At 65.0% G+C, this 13,087-nt stretch carries 10 protein-coding genes; 7 read left to right on the forward strand and 3 right to left on the reverse strand.

What is annotated here, in order from left to right:
• Positions 1–300 precede the first annotated feature (300 nt).
• The 3 genes from aceE to lpdA are packed head-to-tail and all read left to right on the forward strand — an operon-like array spanning position 301 to position 6,549.
• Positions 301–2,997, forward strand: a complete 2,697-nt coding sequence (aceE, locus tag FHS02_RS30800) for a pyruvate dehydrogenase (acetyl-transferring), homodimeric type (protein ID WP_137314400.1) — start codon at positions 301–303, stop codon at positions 2,995–2,997.
• 21 nt (positions 2,998–3,018) lie between these two features.
• A complete protein-coding gene (gene aceF, locus FHS02_RS30805; protein ID WP_137314399.1) occupies positions 3,019–4,683 on the forward strand; it encodes a dihydrolipoyllysine-residue acetyltransferase in 1,665 nt (554 codons plus the stop codon).
• A 12-nt stretch (positions 4,684–4,695) separates the two neighbouring features.
• Positions 4,696–6,549 (forward strand): dihydrolipoyl dehydrogenase, encoded by a 1,854-nt coding sequence (gene lpdA, locus FHS02_RS30810; protein ID WP_137314398.1) that lies wholly within the window; start codon positions 4,696–4,698, stop codon positions 6,547–6,549.
• A gap of 259 nt (positions 6,550–6,808) precedes the next feature.
• Here the strand turns inward: lpdA and FHS02_RS30815 are convergent, their stop codons facing one another.
• Positions 6,809–7,828 (reverse strand): GlxA family transcriptional regulator, encoded by a 1,020-nt coding sequence (locus tag FHS02_RS30815; RefSeq protein WP_229422710.1) that lies wholly within the window; start codon positions 7,826–7,828, stop codon positions 6,809–6,811.
• 80 nt (positions 7,829–7,908) lie between these two features.
• Here FHS02_RS30815 and FHS02_RS30820 point away from each other — a divergent pair, with 80 nt between their 5' ends.
• From FHS02_RS30820 to FHS02_RS30835, 4 genes are all read left to right on the forward strand, one after another.
• Positions 7,909–8,217 (forward strand): DUF1272 domain-containing protein, encoded by a 309-nt coding sequence (locus tag FHS02_RS30820; RefSeq protein WP_137314397.1) that lies wholly within the window; start codon positions 7,909–7,911, stop codon positions 8,215–8,217.
• A gap of 132 nt (positions 8,218–8,349) precedes the next feature.
• A complete protein-coding gene (gene yfcF / locus FHS02_RS30825; protein WP_137314396.1) occupies positions 8,350–8,967 on the forward strand; it encodes a glutathione transferase in 618 nt (205 codons plus the stop codon).
• Between the two features lie 29 nt (positions 8,968–8,996).
• Entirely contained in the window at positions 8,997–9,209 is a 213-nt protein-coding gene (locus FHS02_RS30830) for a hypothetical protein (RefSeq protein ID WP_175424821.1), read from the forward strand.
• A gap of 110 nt (positions 9,210–9,319) precedes the next feature.
• A complete protein-coding gene (locus tag FHS02_RS30835) occupies positions 9,320–10,000 on the forward strand; it encodes a hypothetical protein (protein WP_137314394.1) in 681 nt (226 codons plus the stop codon).
• Positions 10,001–10,143: 143 nt separating this feature from the next.
• On the opposite strand, the gene FHS02_RS30840 is transcribed toward FHS02_RS30835, so the two are convergent.
• Both FHS02_RS30840 and FHS02_RS30845 read right to left on the reverse strand, forming a co-directional pair.
• On the reverse strand, positions 10,144–11,379 hold the full coding sequence (locus FHS02_RS30840) for an MFS transporter (RefSeq protein WP_229422823.1): 1,236 nt from the start codon (positions 11,377–11,379) through the stop codon (positions 10,144–10,146).
• Between the two features lie 207 nt (positions 11,380–11,586).
• Positions 11,587–12,909, reverse strand: coding sequence for a GH1 family beta-glucosidase (locus FHS02_RS30845; protein ID WP_137314392.1), 1,323 nt, complete (start codon positions 12,907–12,909; stop codon positions 11,587–11,589).
• Between the last annotated feature and the right edge of the window lie 178 nt (positions 12,910–13,087).

Genomic DNA, 13,087 nt, shown 5'->3' on the forward strand with positions numbered 1-13,087 from the left:
CGCTGGTTTTCGCCGCCTGCGGGTGGTCCATCCATCGCGGCGCCGGAAACGCTTCCGCTCCGCTCAAACAATTGATTTATTGCTCTCGAAAAGTGAGCGGAAACCGCGCGTTTATGCGGCATTGCAGCATTTTTTCATAGGGAGATTTCACATTGTAAAAACATCTTCCATATTTTGAAAATGGGGAAATTCACTGTTAGAATCCTCACACTTCGTAAAAGTCTTGGTAAATAATCACCCCCTCGCGTCCGCCACGATCACCGCATCGGTTCGGGCCAATTCACTCAGGAGACTAGATAGATGTCAGCTCAACTTGACCAGGTCACGGCCCAAATCGCCAATGATCCGGACGCACTGGAAACCAAGGAATGGCTCGAGGCGCTCGATGCCGTATTGCAGAATGAAGGGCCGGAACGCGCCCAGTACCTGATGGAGCGCCTGGTCGACCTGGCGCGCCGCCGCGGCGCCGATATTCCGTTCTCCGCCAATACCGCGTATGTAAACACCATCCCCGCCGACGTGGGCGCGCACTGCCCGGGCAACCTGGAATACGAAGAGCGCCTGCGCTCGTGGATGCGCTGGAACGCGATGGCGATGGTGGTGCGTGCCAACCGCGCCGACGGCGACCTGGGCGGCCACCTGTCCTCGTTCGCCTCGCTGGCGAACATGCTGGGCATCGGCTTCAACCACTTCTGGAAAGCCGCGAGCGAAGAGCACGGCGGCGACCTGCTGTACATCCAGGGCCACTCGTCGCCCGGCGTGTACGCGCGCGCCTACCTGGAAGGCCGCCTGACCGAAGACCAGCTGATCAACTTCCGCAAGGAAGTGGACGGCCGCGGCCTGTCGTCGTACCCGCACCCGAAACTGATGCCGGACTTCTGGCAGTTCCCGACCGTGTCGATGGGCCTGGGCCCGCTGATGGCGATCTACCAGGCGCGCTTCCTGAAGTACCTGCATGCGCGCGGTATCGCCAACACCGACGGCCGCAAGGTCTGGGCCTTCTGCGGCGACGGCGAGATGGACGAGCCGGAATCGCTGGGCGCGATCGGCATGGCTGCCCGCGAGATGCTGGACAACCTGGTCATCGTCGTCAACTGCAACCTGCAGCGCCTGGATGGCCCGGTGCGCGGCAACGGCAAGATCATCCAGGAACTGGAAGGCGAATTCCGCGGCGCCGGCTGGAACGTCGTGAAAGTCATCTGGGGCCCGGGCTGGGACGAGCTGCTGGCCAAGGACAAGGAAGGCATCCTGCAGCGCGTAATGATGGAAACGCTGGACGGCGAATACCAGAACTACAAGGCCAAGGATGGCGCCTACGTGCGCAAGCACTTCTTCGGCAAGCATCCGAAGCTGCTGGAAATGGTCGCCAACATGAGCGACGACGACATCTGGCGCCTGACCCGTGGCGGCCACGACCCGCACAAGATCTACGCCGCGTTCAAGGTGGCGCAGGAAGCGAAGGGCAAGCCGACCGTGCTGCTGGTGAAGACCGTCAAGGGCTACGGCATGGGCAAGTCCGGCGAGGCGCGCAACACCGCCCACCAGACCAAGAAGCTGGACGACGAGGCGATCCGCGAAATGCGCGACCGCTTCAACATTCCCATCCCGGACGACAAGCTGGCCGAGATCCCGTTCTTCAAGCCGTCCGACGACGCGCCTGAAATGAAGTACCTGCACGAGCGCCGCAAGGCCCTGGGCGGCTACCTGCCGGCACGCCGCATGAAGGCCGATGAAACGCTGGTCGTGCCGCCGCTGGAAGCGTTCAAGAACGTGCTGGAGCCGACCGCGGAAGGCCGCGAAATCTCGACGACCCAGTCGTTCGTGCGCATCATCACCGCGCTGCTGCGCGACCAGAGCCTGGGCCCGCGCGTGGTGCCGATCCTGGTCGACGAATCGCGTACCTTCGGCATGGAAGGCCTGTTCCGCCAGATCGGCATCTTCAACCAGCAGGGGCAGCTGTACGAGCCGGTCGACAAGGACCAGGTGATGTACTACCGCGAAGACAAGGCCGGCCAGATCCTGCAGGAAGGCATCAACGAAGCGGGCGGCATGAGCTCGTGGATCGCGGCGGCCACGTCGTACTCGACGAACAACCGCGTGATGATCCCGTTCTTCACGTACTACTCGATGTTCGGCATGCAGCGCGTGGGCGACCTGGCCTGGGCGGCAGGCGACATGCGCGCCCGCGGCTTCATGATGGGCGGCACCGCCGGCCGTACCACGCTGAACGGCGAAGGCCTGCAGCACGAGGATGGCCACAGCCACCTGTTCGCCGCGGCGATCCCGAACTGCCTGCCGTACGACCCGACCTTCGGCCACGAGCTGGCGGTGATCGTCCATGACGGCCTGCGCCGCATGGTGACGGAACAGGAAGACGTGTTCTACTACATCACCATCATGAACGAGAACTACGCTCATCCGGGCCTGAAGGCCGGCCAGGAAGAGGGCATCCTGAAGGGCATGTACCTGCTGCAGGAAGGCGCCGCGAACGCCGGCCAGCGCGTACAGCTGATCGGCTCCGGCACGATCCTGCGCGAGTCGATCTTCGCCGCCGAGTTGCTGGAAAAGGACTGGGGCATCGCCGCCGACGTCTGGTCCGCACCGTCGCTGACGCTGGTGGCGCGCGACGGCCAGGATGCCGAGCGCTGGAACCTCGTCAACCCGACCAAGGAACAGCGCGTGCCGTACGTGACCGGCCTGCTGAAGGATACGCAGGGCCCGATCATCGCCACGACCGACTACATGCGCCTGTACGCCGAGCAGATCCGTGCCTTCATGCCGAAGGACCGCACCTACCGCGTGCTGGGCACCGACGGTTTCGGCCGCTCGGACAGCCGCGCCAAGCTGCGCGAGTTCTTCGAAGTGAATCGTTACTACATCACGGTTGCCGCGCTCCGTTCGCTGGCCGACGAAGGCAAGATCGACCTCGCCGTGGTGGAACAGGCTGTCGTCAAGTACGGCCTGAACCCGAACAAGCCAAATCCGGTGACCCAATAACGAGAATACGGAGCTAACGCTATGAGCATTGTGGAAGTCAAAGTCCCGGATATCGGTGATTTCAAGGAAGTCGAGATCATCGAGCTGATGGTGAAGGTCGGCGACACGATCAAGGTCGACCAGTCGCTGGTCACCGTCGAATCGGACAAGGCGTCGATGGAGATTCCATCGTCGTCGGCCGGGGTCATCAAGGAAATCAAGGTCAAGGTCGGCGACAAGGTCGCCGAGGGTTCGCTGCTGTTGCTGGTGGAAGGCGAAGGCGCCGCCGCTGCGCCGGCATCGGCGCCTGCCGCCGCTGCTCCGGCACCTGCCGCGGCCGCCGCGCCGGCACCGGCGCCGGCACCGGCCGCTGCTCCGGCAGCCGCCGCCGGCCCGGTCGACGTCAAGGTACCGGACATCGGCGACTTCAAGGAAGTGGAAGTCATCGAACTGATGGTCAAGGTGGGCGACACGATCAAGAAGGACCAGTCGCTGATCACCGTGGAATCGGACAAGGCGTCGATGGAAATCCCGTCGTCGCACGATGGCGTGGTCAAGGAAATCAAGGTCAAGGTGGGCGACAAGGTCGCCGAAGGCTCGCTGGTGCTGGTGGTTGAATCGACCGGTGGCTCGGCCGCTCCTGCCGCCGCCGCTCCGGCACCTGCCGCTTCTGCTCCTTCCGCGGCTCCCGCTGCTCCGGCACCTGCCGCTGCCGCTGCTCCGGCACCGGCGCCTGCCGCCGCGCCGGCAGCCCCGGCAGTATCGGGCAAGCTGGCCCACGCATCGCCGTCCGTCCGCAAGTTCGCCCGCGAACTGGGCGTGGACGTGGCGAAAGTGCCGGGTACCGGTCCGAAAGGCCGAATCACCCAGCAGGACGTGCAGAACTACGTGAAGGGCGTGATCGCCGGCGCCGCCGCTGCGCCGACCGCTGCCGCCGCACCGGCCGGCGGCAGCGGCGCGGGCCTGAACCTGCTGCCATGGCCGTCGCTGGACTTCTCCAAGTTCGGCGAAACGGAACTGCAGCCGCTGCCGCGCATCAAGAAGATCTCCGGCCCGAACCTGCACCGCAACTGGGTGATGATCCCGCACGTGACGCAGTTCGAGGATGCCGACATCACCGACCTGGAAGCGTTCCGTGTCGACACCAACAACGCCAACGCGAAGAACAAGGATGCCGCCAAGCTGACGATGCTGGCCTTCGTCATCAAGGCATCCGCTGCGGCGCTGAAGAAATACCCGGCGTTCAACTCTTCGCTGGACGCGAAGGGCGAGAACCTGATCCTGAAGAAGTACTACAACATCGGCTTCGCCGCCGACACGCCGCAAGGCCTGGTGGTACCGGTGGTGAAGAATGCCGACCAGAAGAGCGTGTCGCAGATCGCCCGCGAGATGACGGAACTGTCGCTGGCGGCGCGCGAAGGCAAGCTGAAACCGGCCGACATGCAGGGTGCCACTTTCACGATCTCGTCGCTGGGCGGTATCGGCGGCTCGCACTTCACGCCGATCGTGAATGCGCCGGAAGTGGCGATCCTCGGCCTGTCGAAGGCTTCGATGAAGCCGGTGTGGGACGGCAAGCAGTTCGTGCCGCGCCTGATGATGACGCTGTCGCTGTCGTACGACCACCGCGTGGTCGACGGCGCGTCCGGTGCCCGCTTCGCAGTCTACCTGGCAGAAGTGCTGGGCGACATGCGCAAAGTGCTGCTGTAAGGAGCCTGCTACATGAGCATCGTTGAGGTAAAAGTACCGAACATCGGCGACTTCAAGGAAGTCGAAGTCATCGAAGTGATCGTCAAGGTGGGCGACACGATCAAGGTCGACCAGTCGATCGCCACCGTGGAATCGGACAAGGCTTCCATGGAGATTCCGGCGACGCACGCCGGCGTGGTCAAGGAGCTGAAGTTCAAGGTGGGTGACAAGGTGTCCGAAGGCTCGTTGCTGCTGTTGCTGGAAGAAGCCGCTGGCGCTGCTGCTCCTGCTGCTGCACCTGCACCAGCTGGCGTTCCCGCGGCGCCGGTTGCCACGCCTGCCGAAAAAGGCGAGGCGCCGGGCCAGGCGGCGCCGGTGTACGGCGGCCCTGCCGTGCCGGCACCGGCCGCGGCACCGGCATCGTCCGGTCCCGCGCCGGCGGCTGGTTCGTACACCGGCAATGTCGACATCCAGTGCGACATGATGGTGCTGGGCGGCGGTCCTGGCGGCTACTCGGCCGCGTTCCGCGCCGCCGACCTTGGCCAGAACACCGTGATCGTCGAGCGTTATGCAACGCTGGGCGGCGTGTGCCTGAACGTGGGCTGCATCCCGTCGAAAGCGCTGCTGCACCTGGCTTCCGTGATCGACGAGACGTCGCACCTGGGCAAGCATGGCGTGAAGTTCGCCAAGCCTGAAGTGGACATCGACGAAGTACGCAAGTACAAGGAAGGCGTGATCTCGAAGATGACCGGCGGCCTGTCGGGCATGGCCAAGGCGCGCAAGGTGCAGGTGGTGCAGGGCGTCGGCCAGTTCGTCAGCCCGAACCACATCGAAGTCACCGGGGCCGACGGCACGAAGAGGGTCGTGCAGTTCAAGCACGCCGTTATCGCGGCCGGTTCATCCGTCGTCAAGCTTCCGTTCGTGCCGGAAGATCCGCGCATCGTCGATTCGACCGGCGCGCTGGAACTGCGCTTCATGCCGAAGCGCATGCTGGTGATCGGCGGCGGCATCATCGGCCTGGAAATGGCCACCGTGTATTCCACGTTCGGCGCGCGCATCGACGTGGTCGAGATGATGGATGGCCTGATGCAGGGCGCCGACCGCGATGCCGTGAAGATCTGGCAGAAGTACAACGCGGCGCGCTTCGACAACATCATGACCAAGACCAAGACCGTCGGCGTGGAAGCGCTGCCGGAGGGTATCAAGGTCACGTTCGAAGCCGCCGAAGCCGGTGCCACCGCGCCGGAACCGCAGATCTACGACATGGTCCTGGTGGCCGTGGGCCGCAGCCCGAACGGCAAGAAGATCGCCGCCGACAAGGCCGGCGTGCAGGTGACCGACCGGGGCTTCATCAACGTCGACAGCCAGATGCGCACCAACGTGCCGCACATCTTCGCCATCGGCGACCTGGTGGGCCAGCCGATGCTGGCGCACAAGGCCGTGCATGAAGGCCACGTGGCCGCCGAAGCGGCCGCCGGCCAGAAGTCGCACTTCGATGCGACGGTCATCCCGTCGGTCGCCTACACCGATCCGGAAGTGGCATGGGTCGGCCTGACGGAAGACGAAGCGAAGGCCAAGGGCATCAAGGTCGAGAAGGGCCACTTCCCGTGGGCCGCCTCCGGCCGCGCCGTGGCCAACGGCCGCGACGAAGGCTTCACGAAAGTGCTGTTCGATGCCGAAACGCACCGCATCGTGGGCGGCACCATCGTCGGCACGCACGCCGGCGACATGATCGGCGAGATCGCGCTGGCCATCGAGATGGGCGCCGACGGCACCGACATCGGCAAGACGATCCACCCGCACCCGACGCTGGGCGAGTCGATCGGCATGGCCGCCGAAGTGTACGAAGGCGTCTGCACCGACCTGCCACCAGTGCGCAAGCGCTGATCGCAATCCCCCGCAGCACCCCAAACGCCACCTTCGGGTGGCGTTTCTACAACAAAAACTGTTGCAACCCTGCTGGGGACAGTCCCTCTGGGCGGGACAGTCCCCGGTGTTGATCGCAATCCCCCGCAGCACCCCGAACGCCGCCTTCGGGTGGCGTTTTTGCAACGAAAACTGTTGCAACCCGGCTGGGGACAGTCCCCCTGGGCGGGACTGTCCCCGGTGTTGTTTTGAGACCAGCTGGTCAGTTGCGGTGGGGCTGTCAGGCGAAGCGGGCCCGGTAGTCGCTGGGCAGCACGCCCAGCCGGGCCATGAAGGCGCGGCGCAGGTTGTATTCGCTGCCGTGGCCGCTGCGCCGGGCGGCTTCCTTGACTGTCATCCGTGGCCGTTCCAGCAGGCTGCAGGCCAGTTCCATCCGCAAGCGCGCCAGCAATTGCGCCGGCGTGACGTCCGCCTCCTGGCGCAGGCGGCGGTGCAGGGTGCGCACGGAGAGGGCGCAGGCGGATGCCATCTGGTCGACATCGAGCTGCCGCGCAAGACGAGGGCGCAGCCATGCGGTCAGCTGCGCGGTGACGCCTTCCGGCGCCGACTGGGCCAGCAGCTCGGCGCTGAACTGCCGCTGGCCGCCGGGGCGCTTCAGGAACAGCACCATGCGCCGGGCCACCGCCAGCGCGGCCGTGCGGCCCAGGTCTTCCTCGACGAGGCTGAGTGCCAGGTCCATGCCAGCGCTGATGCCGGCGGAGGTGCGGAACTTGCCGTCGCGGACGTGGATCGCATCGTCCTGCACGTCGACCGCCGGATGCTGCGCGCGCAGGGCCGGCACGTCCTGCCAGTGCGTGACGGCGCGGCGGCCTTCCAGCAGCCCGGCACGGGCCAGCACGAAGGCGCCGGTGCAGACGGAGCAGCAGCGCGCCGCTTCCTCGCTTGTCCGGGCCACCCAGCGCAGCAGTGCACGTCCTTCGTCCGTCATGGAAGAAGGCAGGGCCGCGCTGCCGCCCCCGGACACGACCAGCGTGCCGCCCGCGATCCCGCGCCGCGGCAAGGGCGCCGCCAGCATGCTGACGCCGGCCGACGATTCGACCGCGCCGCCGCCCTGCGCCACCAGGTGGATGCGGTAGGGTTCCGGCAGGCCGGCATCGCGCGCCTCATCGTTGGCGCTGGCGAAGACCTGGATCGGCCCCGTGGCATCGAGCAGCAGGAAACCCGGGAACACCAGCAGCCAGATATCGACTGGCGAGACAGGCGGGGTTGGTGCGGCAGGCATGTCGGGGGAGGGGGGCATGTGGCAGATATTCAACCATCGCTGTCATTCCTGTCAAACGCCGCCGGCCTATCATCGGGTCGTCGATGAAAGGAGATGCCATGCTCGAACTCAGGCCCACCTGCGAACACTGCAACAAGGCGCTGCCGCCGCACGCGACGGATGCGCGCATCTGCAGCTACGAATGCACGTTCTGCGCCGGCTGTGTCGACAGCCTGCTGCAGGACGTCTGCCCGAACTGCGGCGGCGGCTTCGTGCCGCGCCCGGTGCGCCCGGCGCACAACAGGAAGAACGGCAATTACCTCGGCAACGACCCGGCGCGCACGGAACCGAAATACCGGCCCGTCGATCCGGCCGTGCACGCGGCATTCGCCGCGGCCATCCGCGCTATTCCACCCGCGGAGCGGTAGCCGGCGGGCGAAGCGGAATCTGCCGTGCCGGCGATGCGCCCCACGTGCAGGCCCGCCGGTCACGTTCTTTGCACGGCGGCCCGGGGCGATGCTATCGTCGATGTCCGTTCAACTGCCGATACCAAGGAAGCCATGCTCCTGTTTGCCGATGCCCAGTACACCAGCCCCTATGCCATGTCCGTGTTTGTCGCACTGACCGAGAAGCGCATTCCGTTCGAGCTGAAGACGGTCGACCTGGTGGCCGGCGCCAATCGTGGCGGGGAGTATGCCGCGCGTTCGCTGACGCAGCGCGTTCCCACGCTTGTCGATGGCGATTTCACGCTGTCCGAGTCGTCCGCCATCACGGAATACCTGGAAGAGCTGCAGCCCGAGCCTGCCCTCTATCCGGCAGACCTGAAAACGCGCGCCCTGGCCCGCCAGGTGCAGGCGTGGATCCGCAGCGACCTGTTGCCGATCCGGCAGGAGCGCTCGACTTACGTGGTGTTCTATGGACCGTCGGACGCGCCGCTGTCCGCCGGCGCACGGGATGCCGCCGGCAAGCTGTTCAAGGCGGCGCAGGCGCTGCTGGCCCATGGCGGCGAGCACCTGTTCGGTGCCTGGAGCATCGCCGACGTGGACCTCGCCCTGATGCTGAACCGCCTCGTGCTCAATGGCGACGAGGTGCCGCCGGTACTGCGCGAATTTGCCAGGCGCCAGTGGGACCGCGAGTCGGTCCAGGCCTGGGTGAACCTGGCACGTCCGCCAATGTAAAGGAGGCGAAGGAAGAAATCGTCGACCTGATGAACATCGCCGACCCGAAAGGGCTGGGCGGCGCGGCCACCATCGGCGGCGTGTTCACGTTCCCGTTCGAGACCGTGGAAGCGGTGCGCATCATCGACCGGCACACCCTCATGCTCGTCAACGACAACAACTACCCGGGCGGCTCCGGCGGGGGCGACCCGAAAAGGCGGGAGACGACGAGTTCATTCTCGTCAGGCTGCCGGTGGGCTTGAACGTGCAGCAGGCGATGGCCATTGTGACGATCCGCGCATTTTGATGGCCCGGCCGATGCTAAGATGGCAAGTTTGCATCGCATCGTCATTCTTTACAGGGAAGGGCCCCCATGAACAAGCGTTTCATCGCAATACTGCTGGCCGGCCTGCTGTCGGCCAATGCGTGGTCGGCGGATGCCGGCGCCGCTTTGTCTGCCGACCGGCCGGCAGCGCCGGCGGGGCGCCCGCTCATCGCCGACCAGCCATACAGCGCCACGCATACGTCGACGATGCGCCGCCAGCAGCGCGACGGCGCCGAATCGGCCCACCGGACGGTGACGAAGCTGTACCGCGACAGCGCCGGCAGGGTGCGCCGCGACCTGCTGGACGGCGAGGGCAACCCGACCCGTTCGTTCATCATCGACACCGATGGTGCGGTCATCGTGCTGGATCACCGCAACAGACTGGTTACCAGGCGCACGGCCAAGCGGGAAGTTCCGGTCGTCGAGGTGGCGGCAGTCGCGCCGTACAATGCCGAGGCCATGCCGCCCGTGGAGTCCCTGGGGGAACGCGACATCGAAGGCGTGACGGCGACCGGGGAACGTACCCGGCACCGCATCAAGACCGCTGCCGGGAGCTTCGAGATCGTCACCGAAAGCTGGACGTCGAAGGAACTGGGCCTCACGCTGCATGTCAGGAACAGCGACCCGAAAGGCGAATCCGTCATCGCCATCAGTGACCTCGAGCGCGGCGAGCCGGATCCGGCATTGTTCGCGGCGCCCGAGGATTACCAGCCGAAGCCTGAAGCGTGACGTTTCAAGGGTGAAGTCTCAAGCTGAACTCTCAAGCCTGAATTCTCAAGCCTGAATTCTCAAGCCTGAATTCTCAAGCCTGAACTCTCGAGCCTGAAGTCCCAAGCCCGGGCCTTCAAGCCCGGCGGGACCGGGCAGGGGCCTCAGCCCTCCTTGTGATGGAACGGCGCGAACCAGGTCACCAGGAACGATGGAATCGTGGCCGCCATCACGAACCAGAAGTAATTCACATAGCCCATCCACTCCTGCAGGTGGCCGGACACGGCGCCCGTCACCATCATGCACAGCCCCATCAGGCCGGTACCGAACGCATAGTGCGTGGTCGAATACTTGCCCGGCGCGAGCTGCTGCATCAGGTAGATCATGAAGCCCACGGAACCGAAGCCGTAGAAGAATTTTTCGATGGCCACGCCGGCGCTGATCGCGAGCAGGCTGGTGGGCTGGTACATCGCCATCAGCAGGAACGTCACGTTCGGGATGTTGACGGCGCAGCACAGCACGAACAGCGTGGGCTTCAGGCCCCGCTTCGCCACGAAGAAGCCGCCCAGCAGCGAGCCGACCAGCACCGCCACCAGGCCATAGGTGCCGTACACGATGCCCAGCAGTTCGTTGGACAGCCCCAGGCCGCCCTTGGCCACCGGGTCGACCATGAAGAACGGGCCGATCTTTTCCAGCAGCCCGATGGAGAGGCGGAACAGGAAGGCAAAGCCCACCATCAGCCACACGTCGCGCTTCTGGAAGAACGTGACGAACGAATCCCACAGGATGCTCAAGGCCTGCCCGATCGACGCCGGGGCGTTTTCCGCCCTGGAGCCTTCCGGCATCGTGCGCAGGTGCCATGCGGACATCACCAGCGTGATGCCGGCCACGATGAAGAACACGATGCGCCAGCTGTCGATCCACGCTTCGCCGAACACCTTCGGGTCGTGGCCGAACACGTTGGCGTGCAGCCAGCCGGACAGGTAAACCATGCCGCCGGAAGCGACGATCGGGCCGACGTTCCACGACAGGCTCTGGATGCCGCAGTACAGCGACTGCGTGCGCGTGTCGAGCGCCGTCACGTATACCCCATCGGAAGCGATGTCCTGCGTGGCGCCGACGAACGACAGCACGATGAACAGCCCGATCATGATCGCCATGTAGCCGGGCAGGGACATCGCCAGCGCCACCAGGCCGAAGCCGATGCCGATGACGAGCTGCGCGCACAGGACGAAGAATTTCTTGGTGCGGTACATTTCCACGAACGGCGCGAACAACGGCTTGATCGTGTAGGCCAGGATCAGGTAGCTGGCATATTCGGCCGCCTTGCCGTTGTCCATGCCTAGGTTCTTGAACATGATCGCCGTCACGCTGGTGAGCATGACGTAGGCCAGCGCCATCGTGAAATAGCCGGAAGGTACCCACAGCAACGGGCTGACCCGTTGCGCGGCACCGGTGGTGCCGTCGGCGGGCAGGGCACCCGGCGTGGCGGCTTTCGTGTTCATGTCGTCTCCTGTCCTGTCGTCATTGTCGCGGGCGGCTATGCTGCCGCTGTGCCTGCCACGCTGCCTGCCATGATAGCGCCAACAGCGTGGTTTTTCGCGTTATCAGCGGCGCTGCATGTCGATGAATTCGCGGTACCACAGCGCGCTGTCCTTCGGCGTGCGCTTCTGGGTCGCGTAGTCGACGTGGATGATGCCGAAGCGCTTGGCGTAGCCGGAATTCCATTCGAAGTTGTCCAGCAGGCTCCACAGGAAGTAGCCCCGCACATCGACGCCCTGCGCCATGGCATCCTTCAACGCCGCCAGGTGGCGCTCCACGTAGTCGATGCGCTTGGCATCGGCGACGCGGCCTTCGACCACTTCATGGTCGGGATTGGCCATGCCGTTCTCGGTGATGTAGATCGGCGGCAGGTCGTATTCACCCTTCAGCTTCACCAGCAGTTCGGTCAGGCCCTGCGGGTAGATTTCCCAGCCCATGTCCGTCGTGCCCAGCGCGGCGGGGGCCTGGCGCGGCGGCGTTTCGGCGCTGCAGAACGAGCGGAAGTAATAATTCACGCCGAGGAAGTCGATGCGCTGGCGGATGATGTCGAAGTCGCCCGCCTTGACTTCGGGGGCGTCGGCACCGTGGCCGCGCAGCGCGTATTCCGGGTAGTGGCCCTTGAAGATCGGGTCCATGAACCACTGCACCGAGCGGGCGTATTCCCAGGTGGCGAGGTCGCGGTCGGCCTGGCTGTCGGTGGCCGGATCGGCGGTCCACTGGTTCAGCACAATGCCCAGCTGTGCCGAGCTGCCGACGGCGCGCATCGCCTTCATCGCCAGCCCGTGCGACAGCAGCAGGTGGTGCGACACCTGTACCGATTGCTTGTTGTCCGCCACGCCGGGGGCGAATTGCGCATTGCCGTAGCCCAGGTTCGCCGTGCACCACGGCTCGTTGTGCGTTGCAATCGTTTTCACGCGGTTGCCGAAACGTCGCGCCACTTCGGCGGCATACGCGGCGAAGTGATAGGCGGTATCCCGGTTCAGCCAGCCGCCTTCGTCCTGCAGGCCTTGCGGCAGGTCCCAGTGGTACAGCGTGACGTGGGCCGCGATGTTCTTCTTGTCCAGCTCGTCCAGCAGGCGTTCGTAGAATGCAAAACCGGCCTCGTTCCATGCGCCCTTGCCGGCCGGCTGCACGCGCGCCCATGCCATCGAGAAACGGTAGGCGTCCACGTGCAGGTCCGCCATGATGCCGACGTCTTCCGCGTAACGGTGGTAGTGGTCGCAGGCCACGTCGCCGTTGCTGCCGTCGATCACCTTGCCAGGTGTGTGGCTGAACGTATCCCAAATGGACGGGCCCTTGCCATCGGCAGTGGCGGCACCTTCGATCTGGAACGAGCTGGTGGCCACGCCCCACGTGAACGAAGGCGGAAATTGCAGTGTGTCGGTCATTGTCTTAGTCGGCTGGAAGAGAAAAGTGGGCGTGCACGCAAATGCTTGAAAACGATTTCATGCACTGCGGAACATTAGACCGCAAGCCGATTCCCCTGTCAATTACAAAAAATCCGGTCCCCCGCACCATTTTTCACCAGCGAAAAAAAACCCGGGACGTCCCGGGTTTCGCATGTCG

Source organism: Pseudoduganella umbonata (genome assembly GCF_014192225.1).
In the GTDB taxonomy this organism is placed as follows: Bacteria; Pseudomonadota; Gammaproteobacteria; order Burkholderiales; family Burkholderiaceae_D; genus Rugamonas; species Rugamonas umbonata.

Excerpts from the sequence above, each read along its gene's own strand:
- aceE (WP_137314400.1), top strand. The coding sequence starts at position 301 with ATGTCAGCTCAACTTGACCAGGTCACGGCCCAAATCGCCAATGATCCG.
- FHS02_RS30840 (WP_229422823.1), bottom strand. The coding sequence starts at position 11,379 with ATGGCGCTGGCCTACGTCATGCTCACCAGCGTGACGGCGATCATGTTC.
- FHS02_RS30830 (WP_175424821.1), top strand. The coding sequence starts at position 8,997 with ATGAACATCGCCGACCCGAAAGGGCTGGGCGGCGCGGCCACCATCGGC.
- FHS02_RS30845 (WP_137314392.1), bottom strand. The coding sequence starts at position 12,909 with ATGACCGACACACTGCAATTTCCGCCTTCGTTCACGTGGGGCGTGGCC.
- yfcF (WP_137314396.1), top strand. The coding sequence starts at position 8,350 with ATGCTCCTGTTTGCCGATGCCCAGTACACCAGCCCCTATGCCATGTCC.
- aceF (WP_137314399.1), top strand. The coding sequence starts at position 3,019 with ATGAGCATTGTGGAAGTCAAAGTCCCGGATATCGGTGATTTCAAGGAA.
- FHS02_RS30815 (WP_229422710.1), bottom strand. The coding sequence starts at position 7,828 with ATGCCCCCCTCCCCCGACATGCCTGCCGCACCAACCCCGCCTGTCTCG.
- FHS02_RS30820 (WP_137314397.1), top strand. The coding sequence starts at position 7,909 with ATGCTCGAACTCAGGCCCACCTGCGAACACTGCAACAAGGCGCTGCCG.
- lpdA (WP_137314398.1), top strand. The coding sequence starts at position 4,696 with ATGAGCATCGTTGAGGTAAAAGTACCGAACATCGGCGACTTCAAGGAA.
- FHS02_RS30835 (WP_137314394.1), top strand. The coding sequence starts at position 9,320 with ATGAACAAGCGTTTCATCGCAATACTGCTGGCCGGCCTGCTGTCGGCC.